Genomic DNA, 17,107 nt, shown 5'->3' with positions numbered 1-17,107 from the left:
CCACTTGAAGTATGACGGGTATATCAAAGCGTCAGGCTTGCCTTTATACTACCGCGCGATTGTTTATAAACTGCCCAAACGACAACAGATGGGAATTCTCAGGTGAAGTTCGTAAAGTATTTATTGATTCTTGCAGTGTGTTGCATCTTGCTGGGAACCGGCACGGTCTATGGCTTGTACAAATACATTGAGCCACAGCTGCCTGATGTGAACACATTGAAAGACGTGCGTCTGCAAACTCCAATGCAGGTTTACAGCGCTGAGGGTGAATTGATTGCCCAGTTTGGTGAGAAGCGCCGCGTGCCCCTCACTCTGCAACAGATGCCGCCTGAGCTGATTAAAGCGTTCATTGCGACCGAAGACAGCCGTTTCTACGAGCACCATGGTGTTGACCCTGTGGGGATCTTCCGTGCCGCCAGTATTGCTCTGGTGTCCGGCCATGCCTCACAGGGTGCGAGTACCATCACTCAACAACTGGCACGTAACTTCTTCCTCAGTCCTGAACGCACCCTCATGCGTAAAATTAAGGAAGCCTTCCTTGCCATTCGCATTGAACAGCTTCTGACTAAAGATGAAATTCTTGAGCTGTATCTCAACAAAATCTATCTCGGCTATCGCGCTTATGGCGTGGGAGCAGCGGCACAGGTCTACTTTGGTAAACCCATTGATCAGCTCTCGCTGAGTGAAATGGCGATGATTGCTGGCCTGCCTAAAGCGCCGTCAACGTTCAACCCGCTTTATTCTCATTCACGTGCCCTGGCGCGTCGTAATGTGGTACTGGCGCGTATGCTCGACCAGAACTACATCACGCAGCAGCAATACGATGAAGCACGCAACACACCGTTGGTGGCTGCCTATCACGGCCCAGAAATTGCTTTCTCTGCCCCGTATCTGACTGAAATGGTGCGCCAGGAGATGGTGAAACGTTACGGTGATGGCGCTTATGAAGATGGCTATAAGGTGTACACCACAGTCACGCGTCGTCTGCAAGAAGCGGCACAGCAGGCAGTGCGTAACAATGTGATGGCTTACGACATGCGCCATGGCTATCGCGGCCCAACCAACGTGTTGTGGAAAGTGGGCGAAGCCAGCTGGGACAAGAGCCGTATTCAGAATGCGTTAAAAGACTTGCCAACCTACGGTCCGCTTAATGCTGCCGTGGTAACCAGCGCCAGCGCCGATGAAGCCACTGCCATGATGAAAGATGGGAGCAGCGTATCGCTGAGCCTGGCGAGTGTACGCTGGGCACGTCCGTATAAATCTGACACCCTGCAAGGCCCAACCCCGCGCAGCGTGACGCAAGTCCTGCAAGCGGGTCAGCAGATTTGGGTACGCAAGGTGAACAATGACTGGTGGTTAGGTCAGGTACCGCTGGTGAACTCAGCGTTGGTATCACTGAATCCGGAAGACGGTGCGGTGCGTGCTTTGGTGGGAGGTTTCGACTTCAATCAGAGTATGTTTAACCGTGCGACTCAGGCGCTGCGCCAGGTCGGTTCAAACATCAAACCCTTCCTGTATACCGCTGCCATGGACCGTGGTTTGACGCTGGCTTCTATCCTCAACGATGTACCGATTTCACGCTGGGATGCGGGTGCCGGTGCTGACTGGCGTCCGAAGAACTCCCCACCGACCTACGCGGGTCCTATCCGTTTGCGTCAGGGCTTAGGTGAGTCGAAAAACGTCGTGATGGTGCGTGCCATGCGCGCGATGGGCGTGGATTACGCCGCAGAGTATCTGCAGCGCTTCGGCTTCCCAGCTCAGAACATTATCCATACCGAATCCCTCGCCTTGGGCGCGGCATCGTTCACGCCTCTGCAAATGGCTCGCGGTTATTCCGTTATGGCCAACGGCGGATTCTTGGTCGATCCTTACTTCATCTCCAAGATTGAGAACGAACAGGGTGGTGTCGTATTTGAAGAGAAGCCTAAGGTTGCCTGTCCGCAGTGTAATCTGCCAGTAATTTACGGTGAGACGAAGAAGTCCGTTGCATTGAACGAAGAGAGCGTTGAAAACGTTTCAACCTCCGATCAATCACAAAACCAGACAGTACCGCAGCCAGAGCTGGAACAAGTGCCCGCCCAACCGCAGCCCGCTGGCGATCAGCAGTACGCACCGCATGTGATCAACACACCGCTGTCGTTCCTGATCAAAAGTGCCCTGAACTCTAACGTCTTCGGTGAGCCGGGCTGGATGGGAACGGGCTGGCGTGCAGGCCGCGATTTGAAGCGTAACGATATCGGCGGCAAAACCGGTACGACTAATAGCTCGAAAGACGCGTGGTTCTCAGGATACGGTCCGGGTGTCGTTACCTCAGTGTGGATTGGTTTCGATGATTCACGTGCACTGGGCCGCTCGACCATGTCAGGTGTGATTCCGGATCAAATCTCAGGCTATGAGGGCGGAGCGAAGAGTGCGCAGCCTGCATGGGATGAGTACATGAAATCCGCGCTGGATGGCGTACCTGTTCAGCCACTGACCCCGCCTGATGGTGTGGTCACCGTGACCATTGATCGTGGTACCGGCAAACTGGCGAACGGAGGTGGCAACACCCGCCAGGAGTACTTCATCAATGGCACACAGCCTACGGAGTACTCGGTTCATGATGTCGGCACCACCCTCATGGACAATGGCCAAAGCCACGAGTTGTTCTAAACAAAAACGCCGGCAGATTTGCCGGCGTTTTTTATTGTCTTGTAAAAATCAGTAGCTTAAACGCCCTTGCTTCACTAGCCATTCGCGCACCAAAAACAACGCACTAACATTACGTGCTTCGCGGAAATCCGGCTCATCCAGCAACGCCAATAGATTGTTCAGCGGCCAACGATGCACAATCAGCGGCTCAGGCTCATCCCCCTCAAGCCTCTCCTCGTACAAGCCTTCTGCCACCACAATATTCATTTTGCTGGAAAAGTAAGACGGGGCCATAGTGAGTTTGCCTAACGCCTCCAGATGCCTTGCGCCAAAACCCGCTTCCTCTTTCAGCTCTCGGTCTGCTGCCTCAAAGGCACTTTCACCAGGGTCGATCAATCCTTTAGGGAAACCGAGTTCGTAGCTTTCTAAGCCAACAGCATATTCCTGAATCAGGATTACATCGTCACCGATAATTGGCACAATCATGACGGCTTCACGGTCGGAAGGCTTCATCCGTTCATAAACGCGGCGTGCACCGTTACTGAAAGCGAGATCAACCGCTTCAATGGTGAACAGACGGGAGCGGGCTACCGCTTCCACGTTGAGGATGTCAGGTTTTATCAGTGGATTCTTCATATCAGCCTCAAACTTTGCACAGCCTTGTGAAACGCGATGACGCCAGCATACCGAAGCATGAGGCAATGTGCGACACGCAGCAGAAGGAAAGCATGGTGACACATATTTGCTTACGGCTGCTAACAACTTCTTGTTATCTCTACACTTAAAATTTCACAATAAGTCAACGGTGGTTGGGTAAATTCAGAAAATACCGATATTTAATTGAGTACCATCGGGTTAACCTCCCATGAAGGAATAATCTAATAAATTATAATTCAATGATTTTGCGCGTTATTTTATCTGAGTTTTTTCTTGTCAGAATGACTTCTGCTCGCCAAAATTGACTTGTATTGATGGTTTTACCGGGAGTACATCGTAAACGTGAAGGCAGTTTTTTGGCTGGACTGAGCAAAGCATGAGCACTTTTATCATCATTCTGGCTGTCATGCTAACCTGCTCATTAGTAGCAGGAATAGGTTATTGGTACGCTATGCGGCATCGTCCGCCGTTGGCGAAACCACTGCCGTTCATTAGTCCACCCTGTCGAAAACTCACCGATGAAGAACGCCGCGCCGTTGAAAAATACATTGCGTCACTGGTCAAACAGCGACAGCACAGTGATACACGTTCTACAAAGAAGTCACGTGAGCCTGAAGCGCTGACACTGACTGCGCAAAGCAGCAATGTTTATCCCGTCACGCGATCCATCACGCGTTATGGTCTCTCTACCGATGATGCCCACCAATGGCGCTATTACCTCGATGAAGTGGAAGTCCACCTTCCCCCGTTGTGGGAACAATACATCGCTGAAGAGAATTATGTTGAGCTGATTCGTACCCAGACATTACCGCTGGTGATCTCACTCAACGGCCACTCGCTGGTCAACTATGCCATTGAGCAGCCAGCTCTGCCGCCACTGGTGCGGTCGATGTCAACCAACGCCTCCATCCGCAAAGAAGAAAGTGAAAATGTCGAGCTATTGCAGGTGCGCAAAGAGACGCCTGAAGAGTATCGACTCTCACGAACAGACGGCACGCGCGAAGCCGTCGCCATCTGCTTTGCCTTCCTGCTCTTTTTCTTAAGCCTGGTGTTGCCCGGTAGCTTGATGGTGTGGATAGCTCTGCCCGCCTGTTTAGTGATCGCCACCAGCCTGTGGTTCCTTTACCGTTTTCCCGGCGACAAAGGATTACGTGATGTGCACTGCCTGCGCGGTGCACCTAAACGCTGGGGCCTGTTTGGTGAATCCAACCAGGAACAGAGCAATATCTCACTCGGCATCATTGATTTAGTCTACCCAGCGCATTGGCAGCCCTATGTGGCACATGATTTAGGCCAGGTGACCGATGTCGATATTTACCTTAATCGGCAAGTGGTGCGTCAAGGCAGATTCCTCTCCTTGCATGACGAGGTACGTAACTTCCCAGTACAACGCTGGCGCAGAAATCTGGTGTTGGCGTGTGGCTCGCTGTTGGTGTTGGTGATGCTGTTTACCTGGATCCCACTCGGGATGCCGATCAAGCTCAGTCTTGCGTGGGTAAAAGGCACGGAAAGCATTGAAGTCAGCAGTGTTGATAAGCTCAGCGCACTGCCGCTGCACATTGGTGACAGCCTGAAAGTCAGTGGCACCGGCATGTGTTCCGTACCCGGCAATTATCAGAGCAACCGAAGTTATACCTATATGCCGTTCGACTGCTCAGCCATTTACTGGAACAACGCACCTCCCCTGCCGCAGCCCCAGTCGGACATTATCGATAAAGCCGCTGCGCTGCTGGATACCACCACACGTCAGCTGCATCCAGAAACCAATACCGATCCTAAACTCAACCCGCAGTTGGCCTCAGCAATTCAGAAGTCAGGCATGATTCTGCTGGATGATTTCTCGGATCTGGTACTGAAAACGCAGGATTTATGTAGTCAGCAACAGGATTGCGTGCGGTTGAAAAAACGCCCTGGTGAATCTTGGCAATGCCAAAGACTGGGATTCGCTGATCCACAGAGCCGATTCTGGCAAGCTCAACGGCATGAATGTTCTGTTACGCCCAGTGAGTGCGGAGGCGCTGGAGAATTTGGTCAACACGGCAACATCGACCTTCTTCTCACGTGAAACCCGTCGTGCAGCGGAAACCTTAAACAGCCCACCGCCAGGGGGTTTTCTGATCATCAGCGATGAAGGCCGCCAAATGGTGACGCAACCGCAACCTTCTGTGTCGCTATTCGATCTTGATGCCCCTTCCCAGTGGCGCGAGTTGCAACGCATCTCCGGCATGCTGCTGCATACTCCATTCGCTGCGAATGGCATCATCACCAGCATCACCACGGATGCGAACGGTACACGTCACATTGCGTTGCATAATGAACCGGATGCCATGGCACAGTGGCGCTATCTGGGCACGGCATTACTGATGCTGGTACTGATTCTCTGCGGCGTCATTAATGGCTTGCTGGCACTACGCCGAATCCACCGCAATCGCCTGCGGATGGTGGAGATTCAGCAGTATTACGATAAATGCTTCAACCATAATCTGAGCACTATGCAGAGCGTGCGCTCCCTGTTCTGAGCCTTTCCCTTCTGTGCTAACCTGTCGCCCTGTTTTTTAGGGTGGGGGGTTTATGCCGATTACGCTTAACTGGTCTGAGATCGATACTGTGCTGCTGGATATGGATGGCACCTTGCTCGATCTCGCCTTTGATCGCCATTTTTGGCTGGAGCACGTTCCAGAAACCCTGAGTCGCACGCGCAATATCACTCTGGCTGAAGCACACCAGTTGATACAGCAAAAATATCAAGCCGTAGCGCATACGCTAAACTGGTATTGTCTTGATTACTGGTCGCGGGAGCTGGCACTGGATATTCGCGTCATGACGTGGGAAAAGCGCCACCGCGCAGCAATGCGTGAAGATACGCTTCCTCTGTTGCAAGCGCTACGGGCTGCAGGCAAACGCACCATCTTGCTGACCAATGCACATCCGTACAATCTCGATGTGAAACTGGAGCAGACGGGATTGGCTGCCCACCTTGATTTATTACTTTCCACCCATACCTTTGGGTATCCGAAAGAGGATCCACGTCTCTGGCAGGCGGTTCAGCAGCAAACCGCATTCGATAGCGCACGCACGCTGTTCATTGATGACAGCGAACCGGTCCTCGATGCAGCCGCACGCTGGGGCATTCGCTGGTGTTTAGGCGTCAGCAATCCGGATTCCGGTCGGCCCGATCAATCTTTCCAGCGTCATGCTGCGGTGCGAGACTATCGCCAGTTGTGTGAGACGCTGCGTTAAAGCAGGAGCCGCAATGAAAGAGAAAATCAGTGAAAGCATCCGCCTCGACAAATGGCTGTGGGCCGCGCGTTTTTATAAAACCCGCGCACTGGCTCGCGAAATGATTGAAGGCGGAAAAGTGCACTACAACGGCCAACGCAGCAAACCGAGTAAAATCGTTGAACTGCAAGCCGAGCTGACCCTACGGCAAGGCAACGACGAGCGTACAGTGATTATCACTGCCATTGGTGAGCAACGTCGTCCTGCCAGTGAGGCACAGGAAATGTATGCGGAGACTGACGCCAGTATTGAGAAGCGTGAAAAAACCGCGCAGGCACGCAAGATGAATGCCCTTACGATGCCGCATCCCGATCGCCGTCCGGATAAAAAAGAGCGCCGCGATCTGATGAAATTTAAATTGTCGGGCGATAAATAATCTTCGCCCCCACGAGAGAAACACTATGTCTGTACATGATCAACTGCACCGTTATCTGTTTGAAAACGTCGCCGTACGCGGCGAGCTGGTTAACGTCTCTGAAACCTGGCGCGAGATTGTCAAAGATCACGACTATGCTGAGCCGGTTAAAATCCTGTTGGGCGAGCTGTTGGTTGCCACCAGCCTGTTGACCGCTACGCTGAAATTTGATGGCGATATCACTGTACAGCTTCAGGGCGATGGGCCGCTGACGCTGGCGGTGATTAACGGCAATAACAAGCAGGAGTTACGTGGCGTAGCGCGCGTGAAAGAGGACGCGGAAATTGCACCGGGTAGCAGTCTGAAAGAGATGGTTGGCAACGGTTATCTGGTGATCACTATCTCGCCAGAAAAAGGGGAGCGCTACCAGGGTGTCGTCGGTCTGGAGGCGGATACGCTGGCCGGTTGCCTGGAAGATTACTTTATGCGTTCTGAACAGTTGCCTACGCGCCTGTTTATCCGCACCAGCGACAAAGGTGCCGCCGGCATTCTGCTGCAAGTACTGCCTGCACAAGAACCAAGCCAAGATGATTTCAATCATCTGGCGACACTGACCGAAACCGTGAAAAGTGAAGAACTGATCGAATTACCTGCGACCGATGTGCTGTGGCGCCTCTACCACCAGGAAGAAGCTACCGTTTTTGATCCGACACCCGTTAGCTTTAAGTGCACGTGCTCTCGCGAGCGTTGTGGCGAAGTGCTGAACACCTTGCCAGTGGAAGAAGTGGACGAAATCCTCGAAGAGGACGGTAAAATCGATATGCATTGTGACTACTGCGGTTCTCACTATGTGTACGATGCAGTGGATATTGCTGCCATTCGTAGCGCACCCACCAGTAGCAGCGATCAAGTGCATTAATTCCCTTACGGGCGGCAATGTCGCCCGCATTCCTCATAAAAATGCTATGGGAGCAGCCACATGCGCGTTATCGATGCAGGCAAAGCGCTGATTCAGGCTGGCCCGCACTTGTGATGTGAATAAGCCGCCAAATGGCGGCTTATGAGTGACTTATGCAGTAGTGCGATTTATCGTGCAAACCTGAACAGCAAGGCTGCTAGCAGATGCGCAATAAATGACCCTGCTACGTTCTTTCACTATGATTGCTAATGATTAATGCCGTACCGTTATTCTCAGGGATCGGTAACCACGCGCGAATACGTAACCCGCCATGTTCACTGTCACCAATCTCAAGTGATCCTTCATGCGCATCAATAATTCGCTGCACAATCGCCAAGCCTAAACCGGTTCCGCTGGTACTGCGTGCGCTATCACCGCGGACAAAAGGCTGGAAAAGATGTTGAAGTTGGTCTGGCTTAATACCCGGACCATCATCTTCCACCTGGAACCAAGCGCGATTGAGCTCTTGGCCACTACTGACTTTGATCCAGCCATTGCCATAACGCGCCGCGTTCACCACCAGATTTGCCACCGCGCGTTTGATCGACAGCGGGTTGATGTCCAGGATTAACTCTTCTTCCATGACCGCATTTTCAATCTCGCGTTCATAGCCACTTTCCGCTGCCACTACCTCACCCAGCACGCTGTTGAGATCGGCGCGTTCGGTCTGCATCTCCTGGCCGGTTCGCAGATAATCGATAAACTGCTCGATAATCGCATTGCACTCTTCGATATCTTTGTTAATCGACTCAGCCAGATAGCCATCCTGTTCACTCATCATCTCAGTGGCAAGACGGATGCGTGTCAACGGCGTGCGCAAATCGTGGCTGACACCCGCCATCAACAGCGTACGGTCATCCGCTAGCTGTTTTACCCCCGCAGCCATCTGATTAAAAGCGCGTGTTACTGAACGCACTTCAGACGCGCCATATTCGCGCAATGGCGGAGGGATGATGCCTTTACCGACCTGTAGCGCTGCATGCTCCAGGTCGACCAGGGGTCGGTTCTGGATGCGGATAAATAGCCAAGCACCCCCTATCGCCAACAACATTATGGCCAGGGTATAGCGGAACAGCGGTGAGAAGTCGCCTTGATGAATCTCGGTCAGGGGTACGCGCACCCAGATGTCTGGCGACAACCAGGTTTTTAGCCATACCACGGGCGAATTCTTATTAACCTCGACCCGCACATCCGTCGGACCGCCAAGCTGTTGCGCCATCTGCTCGCTGAGAAATTCGTAATGCTGCGCCCAGCGTAATCCGCTCTCTTCTGCCGCGGCGTTGGTGTACAACGAAATACCCAACTCACGATAAATCTCGCGACGGAATGCCGGTGGAACTTCCAGCTGCGTTCCATCTTCCAGCTGCAGCCGATCAGTCATCAGCATACGCACTTCGTAAGCGAGAACTTTATTGAACTGCTGCAAGCTAGGAAGAATGGCGAAATTCAGCACCACCAGATAGGTCGTTACCAAGCTGACGAACAGCAAGGTAACGATCAACAACAAGGTGCGGGCAAACGAACTGCGAGGAGAGAAGCGCAATCGCCTCATGCTTTACTGCCGTCCGGAACGAACACATAGCCCAGACCCCATACGGTCTGAATGTAGCGTGGATGTGCAGGATCTTCTTCAACCATACGACGCAGACGAGAAATCTGCACGTCGATAGAACGCTCCATCGCACTGTACTCACGACCACGCGCCAGGTTCATCAGCTTATCGCGTGATAACGGCTCACGAGGATGGCTGACCAACGCTTTCAGCACCGCGAACTCACCACTGGTCAGTGGCATCGGTTCATCTTCACGGAACATCTCACGAGTACCGAGGTTCAGCTTGAACTTACCAAAAGCAATGACTGCTTCTTCCTGTGAAGGTGCACCCGGCAGTTCATTCGCCTGGCGACGCAACACAGCGCGAATACGCGCCAGCAATTCACGTGGGTTAAACGGCTTAGGAATGTAGTCATCGGCACCGATTTCCAGCCCAACGATACGATCCACTTCTTCACCCTTCGCGGTGACCATAATGATCGGCATCGGGTTGCTCTGGCTGCGTAAACGACGGCAAATGGACAAGCCATCTTCGCCCGGCAGCATTAAATCAAGCACCATTAAATGGAATGATTCACGAGTCAGCAGACGATCCATCTGCTCGGCGTTGGCGACACTGCGCACCTGAAAGCCCTGTTCGGTCAGATAGCGTTCGAGCAGTGCGCGCAGACGCATATCATCATCGACGACCAGAATTTTGTAGTTCTCTTGCATGTTCAACTCCCAAAGGCGCCATTGCCTGAGCCAATATTGTGTAAAAAAGATGCCCACATGTGACAGTCATTAATGGTTTATATTCTAGCCGAAATTGTTACAAAGCATATTAAACAGCAGCTTATATTTAATTTTAGACTTGAAATGCGCTCTGTCTCGCGCTTTTTGTCTGTGCTTTCCAGCCGCTTAGCGCTAATCCGAAAATTTCAGCGATTTTCTGTTTGGGTCTGGATCACATTGCATTGGGCCATCAAATAGTCTGTGATGCTGGGCCATTTGACTTAAGTCCGCAGCAAACTATCGCTAAATGACGCATGCGTTACAGCACAATATCTGGCTGTTTTTGCTTTCCGTTCCTGACTGCTCTCGGAACATTCCCCTGCCCGCGCCCAACAAGACCAACCTAAAATAAAGTTCTATTTATCAGCAAGTAAACATCTCTTTTCTCTTGGGACTGAATCTCAGAAACTGCACCAAATCTTGCTGTACTGACGTGTATTTGGAGAGAGAGATGAAAAAAACGATGGTCTTGCTGAGTGCGCTGGCTCTGGTCAGCTTTTCTCAAGCGCAAGCGGCCACCAGCGCGGGCGAAGCAGCAGGGGCACAAGCCTCAACGACCGCTAAAGGCAACTCAGATGCTATTGGTGTCGGTGCAGTAGGCGCACTGCTCGGAATCGCATTAGCGACCATGGGTGGCGGAGACAAAGGCACCAGCAGTACCTCTACAACCACAGCAACGACGCCCGGTAAATAAACTGTACGATTCAGGCGCGGCAAGGCTGCGGCGCTTACCCCTTTTACTGCCAGCCCATTTCGCCACCGGAGAATAAGTCGCACCCAAGGCTTTTTTACCCAAGCCATTATTCTCCGCCTCTTTTTTATTCTGCTTCTTTCACATACTCGATGCGATTTACAAACCAGGTTTTCTGCCCTTCCGGCGTATTGACGACAACCTCGTCATCCACTTCTTTTTTAATCAATGCACGCGCCATCGGTGAATCGATCGAAATGTACTCTTTTACCGCCTCGCCGTAGATTTCATCCGGCCCGACGATGCGAAAGCGTTTAGCATCGCCCTGCTCATTCTCCACTTCAACCCAAGCACCAAAGAACACTTTGCCTTCCTGTTGCGGTGCATAATCAATAATTTTGAGATCGGCAAGACACTTACGGAGATAGCGTACGCGCCGGTCAATCTGGCGCAGCAGACGCTTGTTGTAGGTGTAATCAGCGTTTTCTGAGCGGTCACCCAGGCTCGCGGCCCAGGAAACAATTTTGGTGATTTCCGGACGCTTTTCGTTCCACAAATGGTCGTGCTCTGCACGTAATTTGTTGTAGCCCTCACGGGTAATCAGTTGGGTTTTCATCGCGTCTACTCGTGCTCACAGCGTTTCAGTACGGTAAAGAAGCGCCAACAATAAGCGACTGCTCTTCCTTCAGCAAGGTGCGTCCCACAATGTGCGCGCTGCATTCAGAAAAAGACGGATTCGCCTGTCCCCGACTGGCAATTTGCCGCCCCAATCCGTATAACTGTCCCCTATTTTCCAACCCTGTGTAAGCATTGTTAATGATGATGAAAGATTCACTGAGCCAGATTATCGCAAGTGAGCTGAAGGCACGCGCCGACCAGGTTGACGCCGCCGTTCGCTTGCTAGATGAAGGGAACACCGTGCCATTTATCGCACGTTATCGTAAGGAAGTGACCGGTGGGCTGGATGATACCCAGTTACGTCAGTTGGAAAGCCGTCTTGGCTACCTGCGTGAGCTGGAAGATCGCCGCCAGTCGATTCTGAAATCCATCGACGAGCAGGGTAAACTCACTCCTGAACTCGCCACGGCCATCAATGGCACGCTGAATAAAACCGAGCTGGAAGACCTTTATCTGCCGTATAAGCAGAAACGTCGCACGCGTGGGCAAATCGCCATCGAAGCAGGCCTGGAGCCGCTGGCTGAGACGCTGTGGAGCGATCCTTCACAAGAGCCAGAGTCATTGGCCGCAGGCTATGTTGATGCGGATAAAGGCGTGGCCGATGTGCGCGCAGCGCTGGACGGCGCGCGCTATATCCTAATGGAACGCTTTGCCGAAGACGCCACGCTGCTGGCAAAAGTACGTGATTATCTCTGGAAGAATGCGCACCTGGTGGCTCGCGTGGTGGAAGGTAAAGAGGAAGAAGGCGCTAAATTCCGCGACTACTTCGACCACCACGAAGCACTCAGCACCGTTCCTTCCCACCGCGCTTTGGCGATGTTCCGTGGTCGCAATGAAGGCGTGCTGCAACTCTCTCTGAACGCCGATCCACAATTCGAAGAAGCGCCGCGCGAAAGCCACGGTGAAACACTGATCGCTGAACATCTTCAATTGCGTCTGAATAATGCTCCAGCCGATAGCTGGCGCAAAGCCGTTGTCAGTTGGACCTGGCGTATCAAGGTGTTGTTGCACCTTGAAACCGAGTTGATGGGCACCATTCGTGAACGCGCTGAAGATGAAGCTATCAATGTCTTTGCCCGCAACCTCAACGATCTGCTGATGGCAGCACCGGCGGGCATGCGTGCCACCATGGGCCTCGATCCCGGGCTGCGTACCGGCGTGAAAGTCGCGGTGGTGGATGCCACGGGGAAACTGGTTGCGTATGACACCATCTACCCTCACACCGGTCAGGCGGCAAAAGCCGCATCGGCTGTAGCGGCTCTGTGCATCAAACATCAGGTTGAGTTGGTCGCGATCGGTAACGGCACCGCTTCACGTGAAACCGAGCGTTTCTTCCTTGACGTGCAGAAGCAGTTCCCGCAAATCAACGCGCAGAAAGTGATTGTCAGTGAGGCCGGCGCATCGGTTTACTCTGCATCGGAACTGGCAGCACTGGAGTTCCCTGATCTGGATGTTTCCATTCGCGGCGCGGTCTCTATTGCACGTCGCTTGCAGGATCCGCTGGCAGAGCTGGTGAAAATTGATCCGAAATCCATTGGGGTTGGCCAGTATCAGCATGATGTTAGCCAAAGCCAGCTGGCGAAGAAGCTGGATGCGGTGGTTGAAGACTGTGTAAACGCCGTGGGTGTGGATCTGAATACTGCATCGGTGGCGTTACTGACGCGTGTAGCGGGCTTAACCCGCATGATGGCGCAGAACATTGTCTCCTGGCGTGATGAGAACGGCCGCTTCCAGAATCGTCAGCAGTTGTTGAAAGTCAGCCGACTGGGGCCAAAAGCTTACGAGCAGTGCGCCGGCTTCCTGCGCATCAATCACGGTGATAATCCACTGGATGCGTCAACCGTGCACCCAGAAGCCTATCCGCTGGTCGAACGCATTCTGGCCGCCACCGAGCAGGCACTGAGCGAGCTGATGGGCAACGCCGGTGGACTGCGTGACCTCAACGCGCGCGACTTCACCGATGAGCGTTTCGGTCTGCCTACCGTCACTGACATCATCAAAGAGCTGGAGAAACCGGGTCGAGATCCCCGCCCAGAATTCAAAACCGCGCAGTTTGCCGAAGGCGTGGAAACGCTGAACGATCTGCTGCCGGGTATGATTTTGGAAGGCGCGGTCACCAACGTCACCAATTTTGGTGCCTTTGTAGATATCGGCGTACATCAGGATGGCCTGGTCCATATCTCTTCTCTTTCCGATAAATTCGTTGAAGACCCACACCAAGTCGTGAAAGCGGGCGATATCGTCAAAGTGAAGGTGATGGAAGTGGATATGCAACGCAAACGTATTGCCCTCACTATGCGCCTCGATGAGCAGCCCGGTGAAAGCAATGCGCGCGGCGGCAACAACCGCAGCAGCGGCAAAGAGAGTGCACGTCCGGCAGCCAATAACAAAGCACGCGGCAAACCCGCCAGCGCCCCAGCAGGTAATAGCGCCATGGGCGACGCACTTGCAGCGGCGTTCGGTAAGAAACGCTAAGTGTAAGTCCTGAATGATGCGCGGAGGCCAGCCCGCCTCCGCGCATATAATCTAAATATTGGATAAATCCCCTCACCCGTCTACGCTGAAAAAATCCGTGTGAAAAAAATGACCTTCCGCGTGGCCCAGCGATCAAATGGACATTATCAACGCATTACTCGATGAAATTTACGAAGGCCTCTTTCCCGTCGCAGCACGTGAGCGCCTGCTTTCCCATATTCGCGCAGCGCGAGATACCGCCAAACTTCCACGCAAAGCACGCTGGGATGAAAAAGATGTGGTGCTTATCAGCTATGCCGACCAGTTTCGCGAGCCGGATCAACCCACCTTAGCCAGCTTCTCGCACTTTTATCAGCAGCACCTACAATCCACGTTTAACTTGGTGCATCTGCTCCCCTTCTTTCCTTACTCTTCAGACGATGGCTTCTCAGTCATTGATTATCACCAGGTCAACCCTGTCTGCGGCAACTGGCAGCACATTGCTGCACTGCACAGTGAAACCCGGCTGATGTTCGATTTTGTCTGTAATCACATGTCTGCCCACAGCCAGTGGTTTCAACACTTTCTGGCGCAGGATCCGGGCTGGGATGACTTTTTTATCAGCATGCCACCCGCCACTGATCTGAGCGCTGTAACGCGCCCGCGCACCTCGCCACTGCTGACCCCTTTCACCCTGGCAAACGGTGAGACACGTTTTATCTGGACCACGTTTAGCGCCGACCAAATTGACCTCAATTTCGCCAACCCGGAAGTGCTGATACGCATGGTGGATGTCTTGCTGGATTATCTGAATAAGGGGGCTGATTACGTCAGGCTCGACGCCGTCGGCTATATGTGGAAAACACCGGGTACAAACTGCATCCATCTGCCCAAAACGCACCAGCTTGTGAAGCTGTTCCGCGCTGTCGCTGATGAAGTCGCGCCCGGTACGGTGATCATCACGGAAACCAATGTGCCGCACAAAGACAACATCAGCTATTTCGGCAATGGTCAGGATGAAGCGCAGATGGTGTACCAATTCTCTTTGCCCCCATTGGTGCTGCACGCCATTCACTCTGGTTCAGCTCGCGCTTTACGCCAGTGGGCCAGTACACTGAACACCCGTCACGGCGGAACGACATTCTTCAACTTTCTCGCCTCGCATGATGGCATCGGCCTCAATCCTGCCCGTGGAATTTTATCGGAAGTGGAAATTGTGGCCCTGGTCCGTGAATTGGCGCTCGAGGGGGCGTTGGTTTCATACAAGAACAATCCCGACGGCACCACCAGTCCTTATGAAATCAACGTCACTTATCTCGATGCGCTTAACCAGCAGAACGACGACGATGATACGCGCCTGCGTCGCTTCCTACTGGCGCACGCTATCCTGCTCGCTTTTCCTGGCGTACCGGCCATCTATATCCAAAGCATCCTGGGTTCTCGTAATGATAACGAAGGGGTACGCGCGGCCGGACACAACCGCGCCATTAATCGAGAAAAATTCAGCCTGCATGAGATGGAAAAGTGGATCAGCGGCGATAACGCGCTACGCCAGCAGGTATTTGAACGCCTCAGTGCTTTGATTCAGCTGCGCACACGCCAGCCTGCATTTCACCCGGATAATCCGATGACGCTGCTGGAGAGTGAAAATGCACTGCTGATGCTGCGCCGATACTCACCTGACAGTGAGGCAGGGTTATTGTGCGTCTTTAATCTCAGTAGCCGCGACGTCAGTGCGCATTTACCCGAGGCTAAGTACTTTCAGGATGTCATCAGCGGGGAAAAAATAGATGGCAGCGAGCCATTGAGGCTCGCCGCCTGGCAGTTTATGTGGTTACGCAGCTAGTTACTCGTAGACATCCGCCGTGGCACTGAACTTGCCATGTTCACGGCCAGCAATCACCAGGAAGTATTTCCCACCTTTTTCATCGGCCGCTTTAGAGAGTTCGCGCTTGGCATCCATGGGCGAAGTGGTTTCCGCCGTGGTGGTTACCGTACCGATCTTCTTCAAGTTCATTTTTTGTACTTCTTCTCTGGTCACTTCCTTTGCCGCAAATGCTGAAAACGACACAGCACCCATCACCATTGAAGCCACAACCCATTTCATTACCTTCATAGCATTACCCTCATGCACATTTTCCATTGTTGAGATGTAAGCAGCCGCGAGGCACATCAGATGAGAAAAACGTTCTATTCACACCGCATTGCGGCGCAGCTCACGACAAAAGTATTGCTGGTTGTGACAGATTTGCCACTTCTTAAGGCAACTAACCCGTAACTCACTGTGCGAAATCAATAATCTGTTGGCAAAACTCATCAGGGTGCGAAATGAAGGGCGCATGCGCCGCTTTTTCAATCATTACAGAAGGGGAATCCGGCCAGCGTGCATCCAACTCTTCAGCCGCGCGACGTGGTACCAGCCCATCGAGATAGCCATAAATGCGCAGGAATGGCACCGTTAACGTATCCAGTGCATCACGCAAATCATCCTGACGTAGAATCGCCAATCCCCCCTCGAGTACCGCCACCGATGGCATCGGCTGTGACAGCACCACCTCTTTCAATTGACGTGCGTCCTGGCGCGCATTTTCGGTGCCCATGGTTTGTAGCGCCAGGAAGCGCTCAACGGTGCGCTGAAAATCATGACTCAACTGCTGCTGGAAGCTTTCCAGCGTCTCTGGCTTAATTCCCGGCCAATCACCTCGCGCGGTAAAACAGGGTGAGGATGCCACGCTGATTAGGCCACTGACGCGTTCTGGCTGCGTTAAAGCTATGTGGCTGGCCACCAAGCCACCTAATGACCATCCCAGTAGGCGTGCTCGCTCAGGCAGATGGGGAAGCAGCTGCTGGGCCATTTCGGCCAAAGTCAGCGCGCCAAAACCCTGGCTGCGCCCAAAGCCAGGCAAATCCACCAAATGCAGACGAAAATGCGGGCTGAGTCGAGGAACGATGTTTTGCCACACCTCGGCGTTTAATCCCCATCCGTGCAGCAGCACAAGATCGCAATCACCCTCGCCTGTGGTGTGCCAGTAAAGCGAACTCATCGGTTACACTCCCGAAAAGAGAAAAAGAGGCC

At 52.9% G+C, this 17,107-nt stretch carries 13 protein-coding genes and 1 pseudogene; 8 read left to right on the top strand and 6 right to left on the bottom strand.

Annotated features, from left to right (window positions below):
* The first annotated feature begins 102 nt into the window (after positions 1 to 102).
* The gene (gene mrcA / locus HA51_RS17745) at positions 103 to 2,652 is read left to right on the top strand and encodes a peptidoglycan glycosyltransferase/peptidoglycan DD-transpeptidase MrcA (protein ID WP_084935924.1); all 2,550 of its coding nucleotides are present in this window, start codon (positions 103 to 105) and stop codon (positions 2,650 to 2,652) included.
* 48 nt (positions 2,653 to 2,700) lie between these two features.
* On the opposite strand, the gene nudE is transcribed toward mrcA, so the two are convergent.
* A complete protein-coding gene (nudE, locus tag HA51_RS17740; protein WP_084935923.1) occupies positions 2,701 to 3,267 on the bottom strand; it encodes an ADP compounds hydrolase NudE in 567 nt (188 codons plus the stop codon).
* A 397-nt stretch (positions 3,268 to 3,664) separates the two neighbouring features.
* Here nudE and HA51_RS17735 point away from each other — a divergent pair.
* The 4 genes and pseudogenes from HA51_RS17735 (at position 3,665) to hslO (ending at position 7,841) form a co-directional block, all read left to right on the top strand.
* A pseudogene (locus HA51_RS17735) lies at positions 3,665 to 5,807 on the top strand (intracellular growth attenuator family protein).
* Positions 5,808 to 5,859: 52 nt separating this feature from the next.
* Entirely contained in the window at positions 5,860 to 6,528 is a 669-nt protein-coding gene (gene yrfG / locus HA51_RS17730; RefSeq protein ID WP_084935922.1) for a GMP/IMP nucleotidase, read from the top strand.
* Positions 6,529 to 6,541: 13 nt separating this feature from the next.
* Positions 6,542 to 6,943: a ribosome-associated heat shock protein Hsp15 gene (hslR, locus tag HA51_RS17725; RefSeq protein WP_084935921.1), complete on the top strand. Its 402-nt coding sequence runs from the start codon at positions 6,542 to 6,544 to the stop codon at positions 6,941 to 6,943.
* Between the two features lie 25 nt (positions 6,944 to 6,968).
* Positions 6,969 to 7,841, top strand: a complete 873-nt coding sequence (hslO, locus tag HA51_RS17720) for an Hsp33 family molecular chaperone HslO (protein ID WP_084935920.1) — start codon at positions 6,969 to 6,971, stop codon at positions 7,839 to 7,841.
* Between the two features lie 223 nt (positions 7,842 to 8,064).
* Here the strand turns inward: hslO and envZ are convergent, their stop codons facing one another.
* The gene (envZ, locus tag HA51_RS17715) at positions 8,065 to 9,432 is read right to left on the bottom strand and encodes a two-component system sensor histidine kinase EnvZ (RefSeq protein WP_084935919.1); all 1,368 of its coding nucleotides are present in this window, start codon (positions 9,430 to 9,432) and stop codon (positions 8,065 to 8,067) included.
* The gene (ompR, locus tag HA51_RS17710; RefSeq protein WP_001157751.1) at positions 9,429 to 10,148 is read right to left on the bottom strand and encodes an osmolarity response regulator transcription factor OmpR; all 720 of its coding nucleotides are present in this window, start codon (positions 10,146 to 10,148) and stop codon (positions 9,429 to 9,431) included. Before ompR ends, envZ begins: the two co-directional genes overlap by 4 nt.
* Positions 10,149 to 10,659: 511 nt before the next feature.
* Between ompR and yjbE the strand changes: the two genes are divergently transcribed.
* Positions 10,660 to 10,902 carry an exopolysaccharide production protein YjbE gene (gene yjbE, locus HA51_RS17705; RefSeq protein ID WP_084935918.1) on the top strand — a complete coding sequence of 81 codons (243 nt, stop codon included), beginning with the start codon at positions 10,660 to 10,662 and terminating at the stop codon, positions 10,900 to 10,902.
* Positions 10,903 to 11,026: 124 nt separating this feature from the next.
* Here yjbE and greB read toward each other — a convergent pair whose 3' ends face one another.
* Positions 11,027 to 11,515, bottom strand: coding sequence for a transcription elongation factor GreB (gene greB / locus HA51_RS17700; RefSeq protein WP_084935917.1), 489 nt, complete (start codon positions 11,513 to 11,515; stop codon positions 11,027 to 11,029).
* Between the two features lie 206 nt (positions 11,516 to 11,721).
* On the opposite strand from greB, the gene HA51_RS17695 reads away from it, so the two are divergent.
* The gene (locus HA51_RS17695) at positions 11,722 to 14,052 is read left to right on the top strand and encodes a Tex family protein (protein WP_084935968.1); all 2,331 of its coding nucleotides are present in this window, start codon (positions 11,722 to 11,724) and stop codon (positions 14,050 to 14,052) included.
* A gap of 136 nt (positions 14,053 to 14,188) precedes the next feature.
* Positions 14,189 to 15,877: an alpha-amylase family glycosyl hydrolase gene (locus HA51_RS17690; RefSeq protein ID WP_084935916.1), complete on the top strand. Its 1,689-nt coding sequence runs from the start codon at positions 14,189 to 14,191 to the stop codon at positions 15,875 to 15,877.
* On the opposite strand, the gene HA51_RS17685 is transcribed toward HA51_RS17690, so the two are convergent.
* Together HA51_RS17685 and bioH are read right to left on the bottom strand one after the other, a co-directional pair.
* A complete protein-coding gene (locus tag HA51_RS17685) occupies positions 15,878 to 16,147 on the bottom strand; it encodes a YdgH/BhsA/McbA family protein (protein ID WP_084935915.1) in 270 nt (89 codons plus the stop codon). It lies immediately after the preceding gene.
* Between the two features lie 163 nt (positions 16,148 to 16,310).
* Complete coding sequence (gene bioH, locus HA51_RS17680) at positions 16,311 to 17,075, bottom strand: pimeloyl-ACP methyl ester esterase BioH (protein ID WP_084935914.1); 765 nt, start codon at positions 17,073 to 17,075, stop codon at positions 16,311 to 16,313.
* Positions 17,076 to 17,107: the final 32 nt, after the last annotated feature.

The organism is Pantoea rwandensis, assembly GCF_002095475.1.
GTDB lineage: Bacteria > Pseudomonadota > Gammaproteobacteria > Enterobacterales > Enterobacteriaceae > Pantoea > Pantoea rwandensis.
Note: the sequence above shows the minus strand (reverse complement) of the source record. Positions and strands in the feature narration are given on the sequence as shown.

Coding starts and splice junctions, on each gene's coding strand:
- nudE (WP_084935923.1), bottom strand. CDS start 3,267: ATGAAGAATCCACTGATAAAACCTGACATCCTCAACGTGGAAGCGGTA.
- yrfG (WP_084935922.1), top strand. CDS start 5,860: ATGCCGATTACGCTTAACTGGTCTGAGATCGATACTGTGCTGCTGGAT.
- hslR (WP_084935921.1), top strand. CDS start 6,542: ATGAAAGAGAAAATCAGTGAAAGCATCCGCCTCGACAAATGGCTGTGG.
- hslO (WP_084935920.1), top strand. CDS start 6,969: ATGTCTGTACATGATCAACTGCACCGTTATCTGTTTGAAAACGTCGCC.
- envZ (WP_084935919.1), bottom strand. CDS start 9,432: ATGAGGCGATTGCGCTTCTCTCCTCGCAGTTCGTTTGCCCGCACCTTG.
- ompR (WP_001157751.1), bottom strand. CDS start 10,148: ATGCAAGAGAACTACAAAATTCTGGTCGTCGATGATGATATGCGTCTG.
- yjbE (WP_084935918.1), top strand. CDS start 10,660: ATGAAAAAAACGATGGTCTTGCTGAGTGCGCTGGCTCTGGTCAGCTTT.
- greB (WP_084935917.1), bottom strand. CDS start 11,515: ATGAAAACCCAACTGATTACCCGTGAGGGCTACAACAAATTACGTGCA.
- HA51_RS17695 (WP_084935968.1), top strand. CDS start 11,722: ATGAAAGATTCACTGAGCCAGATTATCGCAAGTGAGCTGAAGGCACGC.
- HA51_RS17690 (WP_084935916.1), top strand. CDS start 14,189: ATGGACATTATCAACGCATTACTCGATGAAATTTACGAAGGCCTCTTT.
- HA51_RS17685 (WP_084935915.1), bottom strand. CDS start 16,147: ATGAAGGTAATGAAATGGGTTGTGGCTTCAATGGTGATGGGTGCTGTG.
- bioH (WP_084935914.1), bottom strand. CDS start 17,075: ATGAGTTCGCTTTACTGGCACACCACAGGCGAGGGTGATTGCGATCTT.